The sequence below is a fragment of the Nitrosomonas sp. JL21 genome, from assembly GCF_009833095.1.
In the GTDB taxonomy this organism is placed as follows: Bacteria; Pseudomonadota; Gammaproteobacteria; order Burkholderiales; family Nitrosomonadaceae; genus Nitrosomonas.
This window is the reverse complement of record NZ_QRCB01000014.1, coordinates 1-16,078: the sequence shown is the minus strand read 5'-3', so window position 1 is coordinate 16,078 and position 16,078 is coordinate 1. Positions and strand designations below refer to the sequence as shown.

The window sequence follows — 16,078 nt, the reverse complement described above, 5'->3', positions numbered from 1 at the left end:
GTTATAGGGTTATAGGGTTATACAAAATTATAATATCAATTATCTAATCCAGATACGCGTATATCATTATATTTGTATACACCTATACTCTTATACTATAATAACTTTCACTGTTATATTACACATATGAAAACACTGGCAATACTCTCACAAAAGGGTGGGGTCGGAAAAACAACTCTTGCAACTTGTTTAGCTGTCGCAGCTGAAGCTGACGGCAAGAAAGTAGCTATTTTCGATCTTGATCCGCAAGCAACAGCTTCTTTCTGGTTAGACGTGCGAAAATCAGATCATCCTGCTGTTGTATCTATTCAAACTATACGTCTTAAGGCAGTATTGAATGCTGCAAGTGAAGCTGGCACTGATTTAGCCATTATTGATGGCGCAGCAGTTGCGCGTGACGTAGCATTCGAAGCATCTTTAGTTGCCGATTACGTTTTAATCCCAACAAAAACTGCTGTTTTCGACACAATGTCAATGATTCATACTATTAACATTGTAAAGCAACAAAATAAACCATTTTCAATCGTTCTAACATTTGTTCCTCCTTCTGGACAAGAGACTAATGATGCAGTTACAGCGGTAAGCGAATTAAATGCAAATATTTGCCCAGTCCAAATTGGAAATAGAAAAGCTTACTTCCGTGCGCAATCAGAAGGTAAAGCGGTACAAGAATTTGAACCTAATGGCAAAGCAGCAGATGAAATTCAAAGACTATACGAATATACGTGTATACAATTATACGATGGAGACGTTAATGGCTAATTCGTTACAAGAAGTTCTTAATAGAGCAAAATCAATTGAAGCAGAACCAAAATCGCGAGCTAATATCGAGAGAAAAAAAAGTGCAGCTTCAGAAATAAAAGAAACAAAAAAGAGTCGTGGGAACACAGTTCTAATCGGGGGGCATTTTCCTCCTGAGGTTTCAAAACAACTACGCATAATTGCAGCTGAAGAAGGTACGACAAACCAAGCTTTATTAAACCAAGCATTGGACTTACTTTTCACAAAAAAAGGCAAGAAGCTGATAATTGACTTATAGATGTATACAGTTAATGATTTATCAATACCTACTTTGTTTGCTAGCTAATAAAAGAAAACCCCATCTTTTTTCAAAGACGGGGTTGATACATCACTGTTTGCAGTCATCGGCATCCCTGCCTGTTCTGCAATTAGACTTTAACCTAATAAAATTGTTATAGCAAAGAATAGAAGCCTGAGTTCGATATCTTTGTGCTTTTTGAATTTCGTATAATCCACAGACCGAACCAATTGACCCAATGTAAGGTAAACAGCTTGCGCGGCTTTTTGCGTAAGCTCGGTTGACTACCAGTTTATGGTCGGAGTCACTCGTAATACTTCGACATTTTCCCGCTTCCACGATTTGCATATTTTCCAGCGTTTGTATCTTCATCGGACTTGTAAGGAATTTTCCAGGTAATTCCAAGCTGACGCAGCTGATCGCGGATTTTCATGACATCCTCGAGATCGGTCCAGTCATAGGTATAAATGCATATGACTTTCTGATTATTAGTTACCGCATTCTTGTTGGGTTTTGCTGTGGCAACTTTCGATGATGCTCCGAGCTCTCCACGTTCAGTGGCGATACGAATCTTTTCCCAAGTGCCGTCTAGGTTCTCTATAGGGACGAATATGAGCCACTTGCCCCCGCGCTCGGAGCGGGGGGGATAGGTACCGGTTTGTCGTTTGGCCCGAATCCAATCTTCATCGGTGACCAGCGATGGCCGCGGATACTGTAGTGCAGAATCCTGACTGGTTTCGTCGACCAAACACTTCCGTTTTGGGGAAATAGTGAACGCGTTACGATAGCTCTTGAGGTGACACTCTAAGAATTGGCGTACGGCCTTTTTATCTTCGAGAAAGCCCATGAGTTCTTGGTCTTCGAGGTCTTCGTCGGACAATTCATTAGCATCGTATTCAAGAATGAGTTGCCAGAGAACGTCATTCTCTTCACTGATTCCATAATTCTGTTGGAGCCATTGGTAGTCATCGTGAGTTCCGTCGAAACCGTCTTCGCCCCAGATTCGATCCATTTCGGCGATGATCGCCGTTATTAATTGATTCCTTCTCATTACAATGTTTCCGTTTCCATGCGCTTAACATTAATCAAGACTAAAAACCCTCAACGTAAACATATACGACAAATGTCTTAAAATCTGGAGCGGAATGTTATATAACTTGGCTTAAGTCCTTGTTACTTAATAATAGAAAGGCCCCTAATATAAAGTATAAACATTCTTTTTTGTTTCCCCTCGTTTAAGTAACACGAGGACCTACAAATTCACCCGTGCAGTATCGGTAGGCAATCCCCGAGAGCTGATTGAGACTGAGAAGCAAGAGCAAGAAATCGCAGAAAGTTGCAAGCGGTTAATCAAAAACTGCATCATTTGCTGGAATTAGCTGTACTTAATTCAAAAGCTATCTGACACGAATGATCCTGCATATAAAGTCGCGCTGCAAGAGGCATGTCAACGGTTCCATTATTACCTGGCTACATATTAATTTGCTGGGAGTATACGATTTCTCAGAGGAGAAACTGCGAGATACAGTAGGTATTCAAATGCCAAAACTAGCGCTTGAAAAGCGGTAAAGTAAAAAAGAGGGAAACAGTGAATGACGCATTACGTACCTTTGTTAGAATTTACCCGGTATTGGCTAAAGCGAAGAAATCTTAACAGAATGATTATATTGACTTATAAGGGGGACACGCAGAATTCGGAAAAAATCGTACGCTAAGGTTTTGACACATCGTTTTTCCCCCTTCGGCGCAGTAGAGTCAAGACGGCATTGGACTCGAATCGGCCGGCCTCCTCGATATATCCCTGTACCGTTCCATCGTGCCGCCAACCGCCTTGCCGCTTGATATCCTGAAACTCGGCTCCGGACCGATGAGCGCTGGTGGCCATTCCTCGGCGTAAACTGTGGCCGCTGAGTTCGGGCGCGTAAGGTAACCCGGCCGCTTCGGCGCACGCCTCCAGGATATCGTTAATGCTGCCATCGTACAGTGGCTCGGTGCCGATGACACCCCAGCGCGTAACGCGGCGAAATACTGGTCCCGAGGTGATGTTGGCCCCTTCCAGCCAGCGCCTCAAGGCGCGCACCGGGCAACATATCCCATCCGGACTGCCGTAGGGAATCGCCTTGGTGATGCCTTCCCCCTCCTGGTCCGTCTTCGAACGCGCCAAGGTGATGACTAGGCCATCTGCCTCCCACGCCAATTCCTCGACCATCAGCGCGGCCAGTTCGCTGCGTCGCAGCGCGCCGAAGAAACCAATCTGAACCAGTGCATTGTTGCGAGTCGCGATCAGGCTGGCGTCTGGCGTCAATACCTCGACCATTCGCTCCAGGTCCTCGATCGGCAGCGCCTTCGCCTTCTTTTTCGGCTTGCCGTGGGTGCGCGTGATGCCCTTCAGCGTCTTACGCACGTTCGGATCGGCGGTCGGGTCCGGAAATCCCTGGAATGCATGCCATTGCGCGAGCGCTGTCAGGCGTAGCGCCAGCGTGCGCGGATTGAGCGAATCCGAGTAAGCCAAGAGATACCGCAGGACGGCTCCCGCATCGCAGGGCAAGGCCCCGCCCCAGGCATAAAAGTGCCGGATCGCCGAACGGTAGGTGCGGCGGGTGTTTTCAGAGGTCGCGGCCGAGATAAAGCGCCGGTGGCGCTCTTGCAACTCGGGTTCCGACATGAGCGTACCGCCAGTACGTTTTGCCAATTTGCCAAGCAAAACGGTTTTTTCCGGATTGTTTTCTTCCATACCCATTTCGTCGCTCACTTTGGCCGCTTTTTGGGGCGTTACGGGAAGTGTAACGCGGATTTCGAGCTTTAGCCACGATAAGTTAATTTATCATGTATAAACACGCCGGAATAAATATTTTCATCTAATGATGTTATAGCGTATTATTACGTAACACGTAATACGAAACGATATTTACTCGGAGGTGAGCATGGCACGGGCAGGCATTACTTACTCGGAAGTCGCTACGGCGGCGGCGCGGCTGTCGGCCGAAGGGAAAAATCCTACGGTCGATACGGTGCGGGAGGCGATTGGCGGGACGGGCAGCAAAAGCACGATCGCGCCCATGCTCAAGAGGTGGAAGGCCGAGCATCAGGAGCAGGTGTTTGCGCACGACGCGGGCCTGCCGGCCGACCTGCTGCAAGCCGTCAAGGGCCTCTACGAACATCTGCAACAGGACGCAGATCAAAAGGTGCAGGCGGCCCAATCCGCGTTGGCGGCCGCCCAGCGCGATTTTGCGGCGCAATTGAAGATGGCTACGGATAACGCTGCGGCTCTGGCGAAAGAACGGGATACTTTGCAAAGCCTGCTGACGCAGGAGCGCGTCCAAAATGACCAGCTAACTGAATCGAACCGCGCGTATCAGGTAGCGTGCGTCAAGGCGGAAATGGAAGCGACCGGCTTGGCGCAACGTCTAGCGGACCGTCAAAACGAAGTCGAGAGCCTGAATCGGCAACTGGAACAGACGCGCACGCAGTTCGAACACTACCAAGAAGCCATCGCCGCCCAGCGCGCCGAGGAACGGCAGACGGCCGAGCGGCGCATTGCGCGAGTTGAACAGGATCTGGTCAGTGCTAACCGCCAGATCACTGCCCAGCAATCGACGCTGGGCCAGCAGGAGATACACATCGCGCACCTGACCTCCGAGAATGTCGATCTCAAGCAGGCGCTACGCGTGGCGCAGGAAGAGTTGGCGACCGTGCGTTCAGCGCGGGAACGCCTTTCCGAACGACTGGAAGACGCCGAAGCGGCACGGCAAGGCTTGGCTGATGAGGTCGATGCCCTGCAAAAGCAATGGACCGACACCAGAATGGCGCTGGCCGCCCAGGAGCGCGAAGCCAGCATGCTGGCCGAGCAAGCGCACCGCGCTGAAGCGCGAGCCGACCACCTAGCTGCGGAACGGCTTTCCTGGCTGCAGGAGCGTGCCGCGCTGGAACAGCAGATAAGTGCAGCGGAACAGAAAGCGGCTTCTCTGATCGGTCCAGCCACCACTCCGTGAAACTGGCGAGGCCACGGCTCGGGAATGCGCCCATGCCAAGGCATCGTCCGTGTTCGGGGAGACGTTTGGTTCATGCAAGATGAGCGCGGCATGAATATCGGCCGGAATTCCACGCAATTCGCACAAAATAGACGCTTACTCGCTTACTCGCTTACTCGCTTACCCGCTTACCCCAAATAACGCGTTCTCCTATTCGTCCGCCGCCAGAGCATCGATCATCGGACAACCGTAGCCGCGCGTATGCGCGCACGCGTCAATAAAGCTGCGCAGGTTGGATTCGATCGCCATGAGGTCCGCAATCTTTTGCCGGACCAGCTCCAGCTTCTGTTCGGCCAGCGCCTTGGTTTCCGCGCAATGCTTGCCGTCATCCAACGTCAGCAGCGATGACACTTCCTCCAGGGCGAAGCCGAGACGCTGCGCGCGTTTGATGAAGCGCAGGCGCCGCAGCGCATGGTAGTCATAGTGCCGGATGCTGCCGTACGTGCGCTCCGGTGCCGGCAACAAGCCGATCCGGTGGTAATAACGCACGGTTTCCACGTTCACGCCAGCTGTCTTGGCCAACTGTCCAACAGTCAAACGATTGTCGTCCACAGTTAAATTCTCCTTGAGTCCGTACCTAACTCCGCACTTATGCTTAGTCTACTCTCAACCGACTTCAAGGATGCAAAGCATGGAATCCGGCAACAAAACAGAGTCCACGGCGCTGGCAGTCGGCGGCGTGGCGGCGATTCTCGCATCGACTTGCTGCCTGGGACCGCTGGTACTGGTCGCACTCGGCTTTAGCGGCGCCTGGATCGGCAATTTGACGGTACTGGAGCCTTACCGTCCCTGGTTCATCGGTGCGGCCCTTGTCGCATTATTTTTCGCCTGGCGCCGGATTTACCGGCCGCAACAAGATTGCCGACCTGGCGAAGTGTGCGCGTTGCCGCAGGTGCGTCGCACTTACAAACTCATCTTCTGGGTCGTGGCTGTGTTGGTTCTGATCGCGCTCGGATTTCCCTATGTCCTTCCCTTGTTCTACTAACCAGGAATTCACCATGAAAAAGTTATTTGCCGCTCTCGCCCTCGCCGCGATCGTCACGCCGCTATGGGCCGCTACCCAGACCGTCACGCTGTCCGTGCCGGGCATGACCTGTGCCGCCTGTCCGATCACCGTCAAGAAAGCACTCTCCAAGGTCGAGGGCGTGAGCAAGACCGAGGTGAGCTACGAGAAGCGCGAAGCCGTCGTCACCTTCGACGATGCCAAGAGCAGCGTGCAGAAACTGACCAAGGCCACCGAGGACGCGGGCTATCCATCCAGCGTCAAGCAGTGAACGACTGAACCGGGAGCGAATCATGGGCTTGATGACACGCATCGCGGACAAGGCCGGCGCACTCGGCAGCGTTGTTTCTGCAATGGGTTGCGCGGCCTGTTTCCCGGCCATCGCCAGCTTTGGCGCAGCCATCGGGCTGGGCTTTCTTAGCGAATATGAAGGCTTGTTCATTTCACGGCTGTTGCCCTTGTTCGCGGCTCTCTCTTTACTCGCCAATTTGCTGGGCTGGTTGAGTCATCGGCAATGGCATCGCAGCCTGCTTGGCAGCATCGGGCCGGTCATCGTGCTGGCGGCCACGCTGTTGTTTCTCGGTCACTGGTGGACGGCGAATCTGATGTATGTCGGCCTGGCGTTCATGGTCGGCGTGTCTATCTGGGATTTGGCCTCGCCGGCGAATCGCCGCTGTGGGTTGGATGGCTGTGAACTGCCGGCCAAACGCCGCTGATGGCATCGGCTGTTATCAAATCCAAAAAAGGAAAGATATATGACTCAATTGAAGATAGCCGGAATGACTTGTGATTCCTGTGCGGCTCACGTCAAAGAGGCGTTGGAGAAGGTGCCAGGCGTACGCTCGGCGCTTGTGTCCTATCCGCAGGGCATGGCGCAACTCGACTTTGAAGCCGGCACGCCGTTGGAGGCGCTCACGGCCGCCGTCACCAGGCTCGGTTATCAAGCCATGCTCGCCGATATGCCGCCAGTTGAAAAGCAAACAGGATTACTCGACAAAGCGCGGGGATGGCTAGGCGGCAAGGAAAAGTCCATCAGCCGTGAAAGCGCGCTGCATATTGCCGTCATCGGCAGCGGCGGGGCCGCGATGGCGGCGGCGCTGAAGGCCGTCGAGCAAGGTGCGCGCGTCACCCTCATCGAGCGCGGCACCATTGGCGGCACCTGCGTCAACGTCGGCTGCGTACCCTCCAAGATCTTGATCCGCGCCGCTCACATTGCCCATCTGCGCCGGGAAAGCCCTTTCGATGGCGGCATCCAAGCCTCTCCGCCGCTGATTTTGCGTGAGCGGCTGCTGGCCCAGCAACAGGCGCGCGTCGATGAACTGCGGCATGCCAAGTACGAAGGCATCCTGGACGGCAATCCGGCCATCACCGTGCTGCATGGCGAGGCGCGCTTCAAGGACGATCGCACTCTAATCGTCAGTATGAACGAAGGCGGCGAGCGCACGGTAGCGTTCGACCGCTGCCTGATCGCCACCGGCGCCAGCCCGGCCGTGCCGCCGATTCCCGGCCTGAAAGACACGTCCTACTGGACTTCGACCGAAACTCTGGTGAGTGATACGATTCCGCCCCGGCTCGCGGTCATCGGTTCGTCAGTGGTGGCCGTGGAACTGGCGCAGGCGTTCGCCAGGCTGGGCAGCAAGGTCACGATCCTGGCGCGCAGCACGCTGTTCTTCCGCGAAGACGCGGCCATCGGTGAGGCCGTCACAGCCGCGTTCCGCGCTGAAGGCATCGAGGTGCTGGAACATACCCAGGCCAGCCAAGTCACCTATGCGAATGGTGAATTTGTGCTCGCCACCGGCCGCGGCGAAGTGCGCGCCGACCAGTTGTTGGTCGCCACCGGCCGCGTGCCCAATACGCGCAGCCTCGCATTGGAGGCGGCGGGCGTGGAGGCCAACACTCAAGGGGCCATCGTCATCGATAAGGCTATGCGCACCAGCAGCCCGCACATCTTTGCCGCCGGCGATTGCACCAACCAGCCGCAATTCGTCTATGTGGCGGCGGCGGCCGGCACCCGTGCGGCGGTCAACATGACCGGCGGTGATGCGGCGCTCGATCTGACCGCCATGCCGGCGGTGGTGTTCACCGATCCGCAGGTGGCGACGGTCGGCTACAGCGAGGCGGAGGCACACCACGACGGCATTGAAACCGACAGCCGCACGTTGACGCTGGATAATGTGCCGCGCGCGCTGGCCAATTTCGACACGCGCGGCTTCATCAAGCTGGTCGTGGAAGCGAGTTCGGGCCGGCTGATCGGCGTGCAAGCGGTGGCCCCGGAAGCGGGCGAACTCATCCAGACGGCGGTACTGGCTATCCGCGCGAAGATGACCGTGCAGGAACTGTCTAGCCAATTGTTTCCATACCTGACGATGGTAGAAGGGTTGAAATTGTGTGCACAGACCTTCTCCAAGGACGTGAAACAACTATCTTGCTGCGCAGGATAAGCACCATGAATAGCCACGATGCCACTGGATCGCTGCATGCCCGCTGGCGTGCATACGTCTGGGGAACATTGGCTGTGGTGAGCTGTCCATGCCATCTGCCGTTATTGGCTCTGCTGCTTTCGGGCACCGTGGCCGGGGCTTTTCTCGCCGAACATTTTTTGATGGCATTCGGATTGCTTTCTTTGTTGTTTTTGGTGTTTCTGCGCGCGGTATTGCACGCGCTGCGAAACGACAAGACTGCCGAATCTCTGCGACGGAATGAGAAATGACCAAACACTATGACCTAGTTGCAATCGGGACTGGAACGGCAGCATCGGTCGCTGCTTCGCAGTGCCACGCGGCTGGATGGCGCGTTGCAGTGATCGACCATTTGCCCTTCGGCGGCACGTGCGCGCTGCGTGGCTGCGATCCGAAAAAGGTGTTGGTCGGTGCGGCGGAAGCGATCGATCATTCCCGGCGAATGCACGGCAAGGGCGTCTCCGGCGGCGAGCCCGCCATCGCATGGCGCGAACTCATCCAGTTCAAGCGCACGTTTACGGAGTCCGTGCCGGCGATGAAGGAAAAGAACTTCACCGACAAGGGCATCGATGCCTATCACGGCCGCGCCAGGTTCTGCGGCCCGCGTTCGATCCAGGTCGGCAGCGACGTACTTGAAGCGCGCTTCGTCCTGATCGCCACCGGCGCGGTGCCGATGCGCCTGGGTATGCCGGGTGAGGAGCACATCATCACCAGCACCGAGTTCCTCGATCTCGATCAGTTGCCAAAGAGGATCGCTCTGCTGGGCGGCGGCTTCATCGCTGCGGAGTTCGCCCATATCGCGGCGCGCGCGGGAGCCCAAGTGACGGTGTTCGAGCAAGGAGAACGCATGCTCACGCCATTCGACCCGGATCTGGTTGGCTGGCTGATGGAAAAATTCCACGCAATCGGGATCGACGTGCGCCTCAACACGCGTGTGACCGCCATCGAAAAGAACCATGGCGGCTTCTCCATTCGCACATCTTCAAACGGCAACGACGAGGTATTCACGGCCGATGTCGTGGTACATGCCGCCGGGCGTGTTCCCGATCTCGAAACGCTCGATCTTGCGGCAGCAGGCGTAGACAGCGACAAAGGCCGTCTCAGGTTGAATGAGTTCCTGCAAAGCGAATCCAATCCTGCCGTGTATGCGGCAGGCGACGCAGCGATGCGCGGGCCAGCGTTGACCCCCGTGGCAAGTCATGACGCGAAGGTCGTCGCAGCGAATATGTTGAGTGGCAATCAGCAGAAGCCGAACTATCTGGGTGTACCCAGCGTCGCCTTCACGATTCCCCCTATTGCCTCCGTCGGTCTTAGCGAAAAGCAGACGCGGGAGAAAGGGATCAAGTTTCGGATGCAGCACCGCAAGGCCCCAGAGTGGTATACGGCGCGGCGTGTCGCGGAAACCATCTATGGATTCAAAGTCCTGGTTGAAGAAGGAACCGATCGCATCCTGGGCGCGCACCTGGTCGGTCCGCATGTCGACGAGGTCATCAATCTCTTTGCACTGGCCATCCGGAAGGGCCTGACAGCAGAGGATCTGAAGACTTCGATTTTTACGTATCCAACAGGCGCTTCCGACATCGGATACATGCTCTGAAAAGCTCTGGCGCGGCGTGCTTCGGAGCGACTATTGACAGGAAAGTTGCCTATGGCGCATTGTTTCGCCTTGCCAATAAAAACAAGGATTGACGGAACTTTTGCCATGCACAGCATTCACGACGTTACATTTCTGCCCGTTATACCGGCGACCCCGCTTGCATTGTTCCCACGCAGCTGGAAAACAGCCTGAACCATGCCACGTCGCTCGATACTCTCCGCGACGGAGCGAGACAGCCTGCTCGCGCTGCCCGAGAGCCAGGATGACCTAATCCGGCATTACACGTTCAATGAATCCGACTTGTCACTGATTCGGCAGCGCCGAGGCGACGCCAATCGGCTCGGGTTCGCCGTGCAACTGTGCCTGCTGCGCTATCCTGGCTATGCGCTGGCCAGCGACATGTCGGTGCCGGAACTGGTGATCCAATGGATTGCCCGGCAGATTCGCAGTGAAGCGACCGCCTGGCCGAAATACGGCGAGCGCGATGAGACGCGGCGCGAACATTTGCAGGAATTGCGCAGTTATCTTGGACTGTCACCGTTTGGCCTGCCGCATTTCCGCAAGCTGGTGCACGGTTTGGCCGACCTGGCCATGCAAACCGACAAAGGGCTGGTGTTGGCGGCGCATGCGCTGGAAACGCTACGGCAGCAGCAAATCATCCTGCCGGCGCTGACCGTCGTCGAGCGGGCCTGCGCGGAAGCGGTCACGCGTGCAAACCGACGCATTTACCGGACCTTGATCGAGCCGCTGACGGCCCACCACCGGTGTGGATTGGACGATCTGCTGAAGGTGAAGCCGGACAGTAATACGACCTGGCTGGTATGGCTGCGCCAGTCGCCGTTCAAGCCGAATTCCCGGTGCATGCTGGAGCACATCGAGCGTCTGAAGACATTCCAATCGCTTGGACTCCCGGACGGGATCGGTCGCCATATCCACCAGAATCGGCTGCTGAAAATGGCGCGCGAGGGCGGGCAAATGACGCCGCAAGATCTCGCCAAGTTCGAGAACGAGCGGCGCTACGCCACGCTGGTGGCGCTGGCGATTGAAGGCATGGCCACCGTAACCGACGAGCTGGTCGACTTGCATGACCGCATCCTCATCAAGCTGTTCAGCGCTGCCAAGAACAAGCATCAGCAACAGTTCCAAAAGCAAGGCAAGGCGATCAACGACAAGGTGCGGCTCTATTCGAAAATCGGCCGCGCCATCGTGGATGCGAAGGAGTCGGGCGGCGATCCATATGCCGCCATCGAGACGGTCCTACCTTGGATCGATTTCACGAAAAGTATCGACGAAGCTGCCCGGCGCGCGCAAGGTGCCGGACGACGCGCCGATCGCGTTCATCAAAGCGCGCTGGAAACCGCTGGTTCTCACGGATGAGGGCATCGATCGCCGATTCTATGAAATCTGCGCGCTGTCAGAGCTGAAGAATTCGCTGCGTTCCGGCGATATCTGGGTGCAAGGCTCTCGCCAGTTCCGCGACTTCGACGAGTATTTGCTGCCCCCTGAAAAGTTCGGCGCGCTCAAGCAAGCACGGGAGCTGCCGATCGCAGTCAATCCGGACTGCAACCAATATCTGCATGACCGGTTGCTGCTGCTGGAGCAGCAACTGGCCACAGTAAACCGTCTTGCGCAGGCGAATGAATTGCCCGACGCGATCATCACGGATTCCGGCCTGAAGATCACGCCGCTGGATGCGGCGGTGCCGGAATCGGCGCAGGCGCTGATCGACCAGACCGGCATGCTGCTGCCGCGGATCAAAATCACCGAGTTGTTGATGGATGTGGATGACTGGACCGGGTTCACGCGCCACTTCGTGCACCTGAAAAGCGGCGAGCCGGCCAAGGACAGGACGCTCTTGCTGTCGGCGATCCTGGCAGACGCGATCAATCTCGGCTTGACCAAGATGGCCGAATCGAGTCCGGGGGCGACTTACGCAAAGCTGTCATGGCTGCAGGCGTGGCACATCCGCGACGAGACGTATTCGTCCGGCCTGGCCGATCTGGTCAATGCCCAGTTCCGCCACGACTTCGCCGTCCGATGGGCAGCGCTTTCGCGTCGGTGGCAAGGCGGAAAGTACCGGCCATATCAATCCGAAATATGGCGCAGAACCCGGCAAGCTGTTCTATACCCATATCTCAGATCAGTACGCGCCGTTCAGCACGAGGGTCGTCAACGTCGGCGTACGCGACTCGACCTATGTACTCGACGGCTTGCTATACCACGAATCGGACCTGCGCATCGAAGAGCACTACACTGATACGGCCGGCTTCACTGACCACGTATTTGCGTTGATGCATTTGCTGGGATTCCGCTTCGCGCCGCGTATCCGCGACCTCGGCGATACCAAGCTTTACGTGCCGACCAGCGGCCACGATTACCCGGCGCTGCGCGCCATGTTCGGCGGCACCTTGAACATCAAGCACCTGCGCGCCCATTGGGACGAGATCCTGCGCCTGGCGTCATCGATCAAACAGGGCACCGTGACCGCGTCGCTCATGTTGCGCAAGCTTGGCAGCTATCCGCGCCAGAACGGCTTGGCGATCGCGTTGCGCGAGCTGGGTCGCATCGAGCGGACCTTATTCATCTTGGACTGGCTGCAGAACGTCGAATTGCGCCGGCGCGTGCATGCCGGGTTGAACAAAGGCGAAGCGCGCAATGCGCTGGCCAGGGCGGTGTTCTTCCACCGCTTGGGCGAGATCCGGGACAGGAGTTTCGAGCAGCAACGCTATCGTGCCAGCGGCTTGAACCTGGTGACAGCGGCCATCGTGCTGTGGAACACGGTCTATCTGGAGCGGGCGACGCAAGCATTGCGCGTATCCGGCAAGCCGATTGACGATGCCTTATTGCAATATCTGTCGCCGCTGGGCTGGGAGCATATCAATCTGACAGGGGACTACATCTGGCGTCAGAACCGGAAGATCGAAGACGGGCAGTTCCGGCCACTACGGAATGCCGGAAATCCTTAGCGTACGATTTTTTCCGAATTCTGTGTGACCCCCTATAATGTTTTGTCCATCGAAGATGGCGGTTTTTACAGCTATGAGGTAACTACCCCAACCTAAGGAGTGAGGAATTAAACTTGAACAGATTAAACCACTGCTAGTTGGGGTAGTTAGAGCGCAACTTTCCATCCCTTTAGCAGGTTAACAGTTTGTGTTAACCCTTGCTTAAGCAGCGTATCCAGATATTCGTCTACTGTCTTGGGTGGATTCTTCAGCGATCGCCGATGAATAGCTGCAGCTTCACAGACACTGGCTGGGTGCAAATCGAGCAGATCAAAGATAAAGTCATCTGGATGCTGAACCACCAGGTTATAGCGCTTTAGTTGCTCCGACGGAAAGTCCTTCAGGTTGAATGTCACGATCAGGTTGGCACCGCTGTGAATGGCGGCGGCCACCACGTGACGATCATCGTTGTCGGGCAGCTCTACGGACGGGATCAGATGCTCGAAGTTAGTGATGAGGCTGTCCCGCACATGAGCATTCATTAATGAGCGGGTACGGCTTAGATCTTCTGGCTTCAGATCTGGTCGCTGCTTGAGAACGTTACGTATCCACTCTTCATGGATCATGTCGGTCCAGCGCGCTCGGTATAAATCTGTCAAGGCCAGTCGCATCAGGAGGTCGCGTAACGGTGCCGGGTAGAGCACGCATGCATCGTAAATGACGGTGAAGTGCGAACTCATTCATTCGTACCCCATCTTGAGCGCTTGAGCTTGCTCGGTCAGTGCATCAAGGGCTTTGCTGCGCTCTACATCGATTCGCTCTTTGTAGGCAATTACATCCTGGTAGCGGACGCGACGGTGTGTGCCGATCTTATGGAATGGGATTTCTCCGTGCTCCAGTAACTGCACAAGGAATGGGCGCGAAACGTTGAGTACATCTGCCACTTCCTGAGTGGTGAGTTCAGCGTGAATCGGGATGATGCTGACCGCATTACCTTCACCTATTTCGGTTAGAACATCCACGAGCAGTCGGAGCGCTGACACTGGCACGTGAACTGGATGAGTGGCACCTTTGTCGTCGATAATTTCGATCTGTTGGGTTTCTGCTCGAGTTTGCAAGTAGGCTGATAGTGCTCGGCCACTTTCGCGGGCGAGAGCGACTTCTTCGGCCGTCGGTAATGAGTGTGGAGACGAGAATGTGGGCATAGCATTTTCCTCAGGTTTGAGCAGCATTGTGGGGTCGATTTTAATCGAAATAAACGAAAATTGAAAATATTCGAAATAGAACCAACCTTGTTATCTGGGGTAAAACAAGCAGTTGTGTCACTAGCCGCCATTTTGACTGCGGTAAGTCGAGACGAGTATTAGTGACGTACTTAAGAATGAGGACATCATTGTTTTTTAAATATCCTCGGGGTTTGGGGCAGAAGGCCCCAATACTTAGGTGAGCGTAGCGATCTCGAGTGTTTATTAACGTTGGTTGTTTGAATTATCCACACATCTACAGATATGATTGAATAATGAAGTTAATAATAAGATTAAATAAAGAAAAGAATAGAAAGTTATTCACATAGAGAATACTATGTATTATTAATGTCTTGCGAGGAAAAACCTGATTTAAATGCTGGTCAAACCTATATCCCAGCTTTAAACTGCTGGTTAAGCCTATAACTTCTTAGTTTAACTGCTGGTCAAACCTATATCATCTTCCGGTTAAACCTATAACTTCTTAACCTTTCTGCTGGTTAAACCTATAACTTCTTAGTTTAACTGCTGGTCAAACCTATAACATATTTATTATCTGCTGGATAAACCTATAACTATCTACTGGTCAAACCTATAACATTTGCTGGTCAAACCTATAACATTTGCTGGTTAAACCTACCACTATGTTTTTTTAATAACTCGTATGCCTGATTTTTGCGCTATTGTTCTTATATCAGTTGTTCGTTTGTTAGAAGCTATTTGTTCTTTAATGAATTGTGGTGTTGCTTTAATTGTATATTTTATATCTGTTATAGCTCGTCCAATTTTACGTTCGTTAATTTCACAGCTAAGAATCACGCCTTTTTCTTTTAATTCATTAAAGGCTGATAGAATTTTACTTCGATTGTTTCCTTCTTTATTTTGTTGTAATAGTCCACTTGCCTGTTTTATATCTGAATACATACATGAATATTCTGTGATGTGGCTAGCTTGGGTAAAGCGGTTGATTAGTCGTTTGTATAGCCATCGGGTTAGTTGCTCATCACAACTCATCAAGCGATCATAGTTAAATTGTCTATAATCAAGGTTGTTTATACTGTGGCTGATGAAGAGAGGTAATCTTGCGATGTGATGTGTATTGGTGGAAGCGAGGTATTCCTCGCGACCAACGGTTACAAGATCTTGTAGAATGGCGCCGCTCCATATTTCTTTTTTATTTTTATATAGGGCGATATTACATTTGTTCATTACCTCTATAGCTTGCTTGATTTCATCAATGCTTCTGGATCGTCCCTTTGTTTTAAGTGCTTTTTGTATCATTCCTAATGTGAATTTAATCCAACTTTCTGTTTTTTCAGGGTCATGAATAGCATATTGCTGATCACTAAATATCTTTTTTAGCGCTTCTTCTACAAGTTCTTCAGTTATGCCGGGGAAAAAAGCTTTATATTTTCTATCTTTTTGTTTAATCAATGCCGGTTGAATCGAAACTGTGTATTCGTTTCCATTTTCCGTATAGGCCCATTCGTACGGTTCTGCTAGCCCATCAATAGTACGTAGCTTTTCAACTTGTTTGGCTGTAAAGAAATACTTTGGTATTCGCTCCCAAAGCTCAATAGTGTTAGAAACCTGACTCTTGTCATTGGTGACAAATTGCGAAAATAGGTCGAGCTGAAGGCTTTTGATATGCTTTTCGGGAGGTTTCACTAGTTTATATCGTGTTTTTGGAATAGCACATGTGATTACCGAGGTGTTTGTAATTGTACTATTAATTTTCTGTGTGTCGATCATAAAACCTC

Annotated in this window: 15 protein-coding genes and 1 pseudogene; 10 read left to right on the top strand and 6 right to left on the bottom strand. The window is 53.4% G+C overall.

From position 1 onward, the window contains the following. Positions 1 to 126: 126 nt before the first annotated feature. Together ABF87_RS05370 and ABF87_RS05365 are read left to right on the top strand one after the other, a co-directional pair. The gene (locus ABF87_RS05370) at positions 127 to 762 is read left to right on the top strand and encodes an AAA family ATPase (RefSeq protein WP_160828110.1); all 636 of its coding nucleotides are present in this window, start codon (positions 127 to 129) and stop codon (positions 760 to 762) included. Continuing rightward, a complete protein-coding gene (locus ABF87_RS05365; RefSeq protein ID WP_160828109.1) occupies positions 755 to 1,039 on the top strand; it encodes a ribbon-helix-helix domain-containing protein in 285 nt (94 codons plus the stop codon). The genes ABF87_RS05370 and ABF87_RS05365 overlap by 8 nt, the downstream gene beginning before the upstream one ends. 304 nt (positions 1,040 to 1,343) lie before the next feature. On the opposite strand, the gene ABF87_RS05360 is transcribed toward ABF87_RS05365, so the two are convergent. Continuing rightward, a complete protein-coding gene (locus tag ABF87_RS05360; RefSeq protein ID WP_160828108.1) occupies positions 1,344 to 2,090 on the bottom strand; it encodes a putative phosphothreonine lyase domain-containg protein in 747 nt (248 codons plus the stop codon). Positions 2,091 to 2,750: 660 nt separating this feature from the next. Beyond that, entirely contained in the window at positions 2,751 to 3,773 is a 1,023-nt protein-coding gene (locus ABF87_RS05350; RefSeq protein ID WP_160828112.1) for a site-specific integrase, read from the bottom strand. 190 nt (positions 3,774 to 3,963) lie between these two features. On the opposite strand from ABF87_RS05350, the gene ABF87_RS05345 reads away from it, so the two are divergent. Continuing rightward, a complete protein-coding gene (locus ABF87_RS05345) occupies positions 3,964 to 5,031 on the top strand; it encodes a DNA-binding protein (protein WP_160828107.1) in 1,068 nt (355 codons plus the stop codon). A gap of 189 nt (positions 5,032 to 5,220) precedes the next feature. Here the strand turns inward: ABF87_RS05345 and ABF87_RS05340 are convergent, their stop codons facing one another. Then, positions 5,221 to 5,622, bottom strand: a complete 402-nt coding sequence (locus ABF87_RS05340; RefSeq protein ID WP_160828106.1) for a MerR family DNA-binding protein — start codon at positions 5,620 to 5,622, stop codon at positions 5,221 to 5,223. Positions 5,623 to 5,701: 79 nt separating this feature from the next. On the opposite strand from ABF87_RS05340, the gene merT reads away from it, so the two are divergent. The 7 genes and pseudogenes from merT (at position 5,702) to ABF87_RS05305 (ending at position 13,095) form a co-directional block, all read left to right on the top strand. After that, on the top strand, positions 5,702 to 6,055 hold the full coding sequence (gene merT, locus ABF87_RS05335; RefSeq protein WP_160828111.1) for a mercuric ion transporter MerT: 354 nt from the start codon (positions 5,702 to 5,704) through the stop codon (positions 6,053 to 6,055). Between the two features lie 13 nt (positions 6,056 to 6,068). After that, positions 6,069 to 6,344, top strand: a complete 276-nt coding sequence (merP, locus tag ABF87_RS05330) for a mercury resistance system periplasmic binding protein MerP (RefSeq protein ID WP_160828105.1) — start codon at positions 6,069 to 6,071, stop codon at positions 6,342 to 6,344. A 22-nt stretch (positions 6,345 to 6,366) separates the two neighbouring features. Further along, a complete protein-coding gene (merC, locus tag ABF87_RS05325) occupies positions 6,367 to 6,789 on the top strand; it encodes an organomercurial transporter MerC (RefSeq protein ID WP_160828104.1) in 423 nt (140 codons plus the stop codon). Positions 6,790 to 6,828: 39 nt separating this feature from the next. Next, entirely contained in the window at positions 6,829 to 8,514 is a 1,686-nt protein-coding gene (gene merA, locus ABF87_RS05320) for a mercury(II) reductase (protein ID WP_160828103.1), read from the top strand. Between the two features lie 5 nt (positions 8,515 to 8,519). Further along, complete coding sequence (merE, locus tag ABF87_RS05315; protein ID WP_160828102.1) at positions 8,520 to 8,783, top strand: broad-spectrum mercury transporter MerE; 264 nt, start codon at positions 8,520 to 8,522, stop codon at positions 8,781 to 8,783. Then, positions 8,780 to 10,129: an NAD(P)/FAD-dependent oxidoreductase gene (locus ABF87_RS05310; RefSeq protein WP_160828101.1), complete on the top strand. Its 1,350-nt coding sequence runs from the start codon at positions 8,780 to 8,782 to the stop codon at positions 10,127 to 10,129. Before merE ends, ABF87_RS05310 begins: the two co-directional genes overlap by 4 nt. Positions 10,130 to 10,324: 195 nt before the next feature. Beyond that, a pseudogene (locus tag ABF87_RS05305) lies at positions 10,325 to 13,095 on the top strand (Tn3 family transposase). 146 nt (positions 13,096 to 13,241) lie between these two features. Here the strand turns inward: ABF87_RS05305 and ABF87_RS05300 are convergent. The 3 genes from ABF87_RS05300 to ABF87_RS05290 all read right to left on the bottom strand — a co-directional run. Beyond that, complete coding sequence (locus ABF87_RS05300) at positions 13,242 to 13,814, bottom strand: PIN domain-containing protein (RefSeq protein ID WP_160828100.1); 573 nt, start codon at positions 13,812 to 13,814, stop codon at positions 13,242 to 13,244. After that, positions 13,815 to 14,279, bottom strand: coding sequence for a helix-turn-helix domain-containing protein (locus ABF87_RS05295; RefSeq protein ID WP_160828099.1), 465 nt, complete (start codon positions 14,277 to 14,279; stop codon positions 13,815 to 13,817). Positions 14,280 to 14,960: 681 nt separating this feature from the next. Beyond that, a partial coding sequence (locus ABF87_RS05290; protein WP_345789882.1) for a hypothetical protein occupies positions 14,961 to 16,078 on the bottom strand: 1,118 nt, incomplete at its 5' end.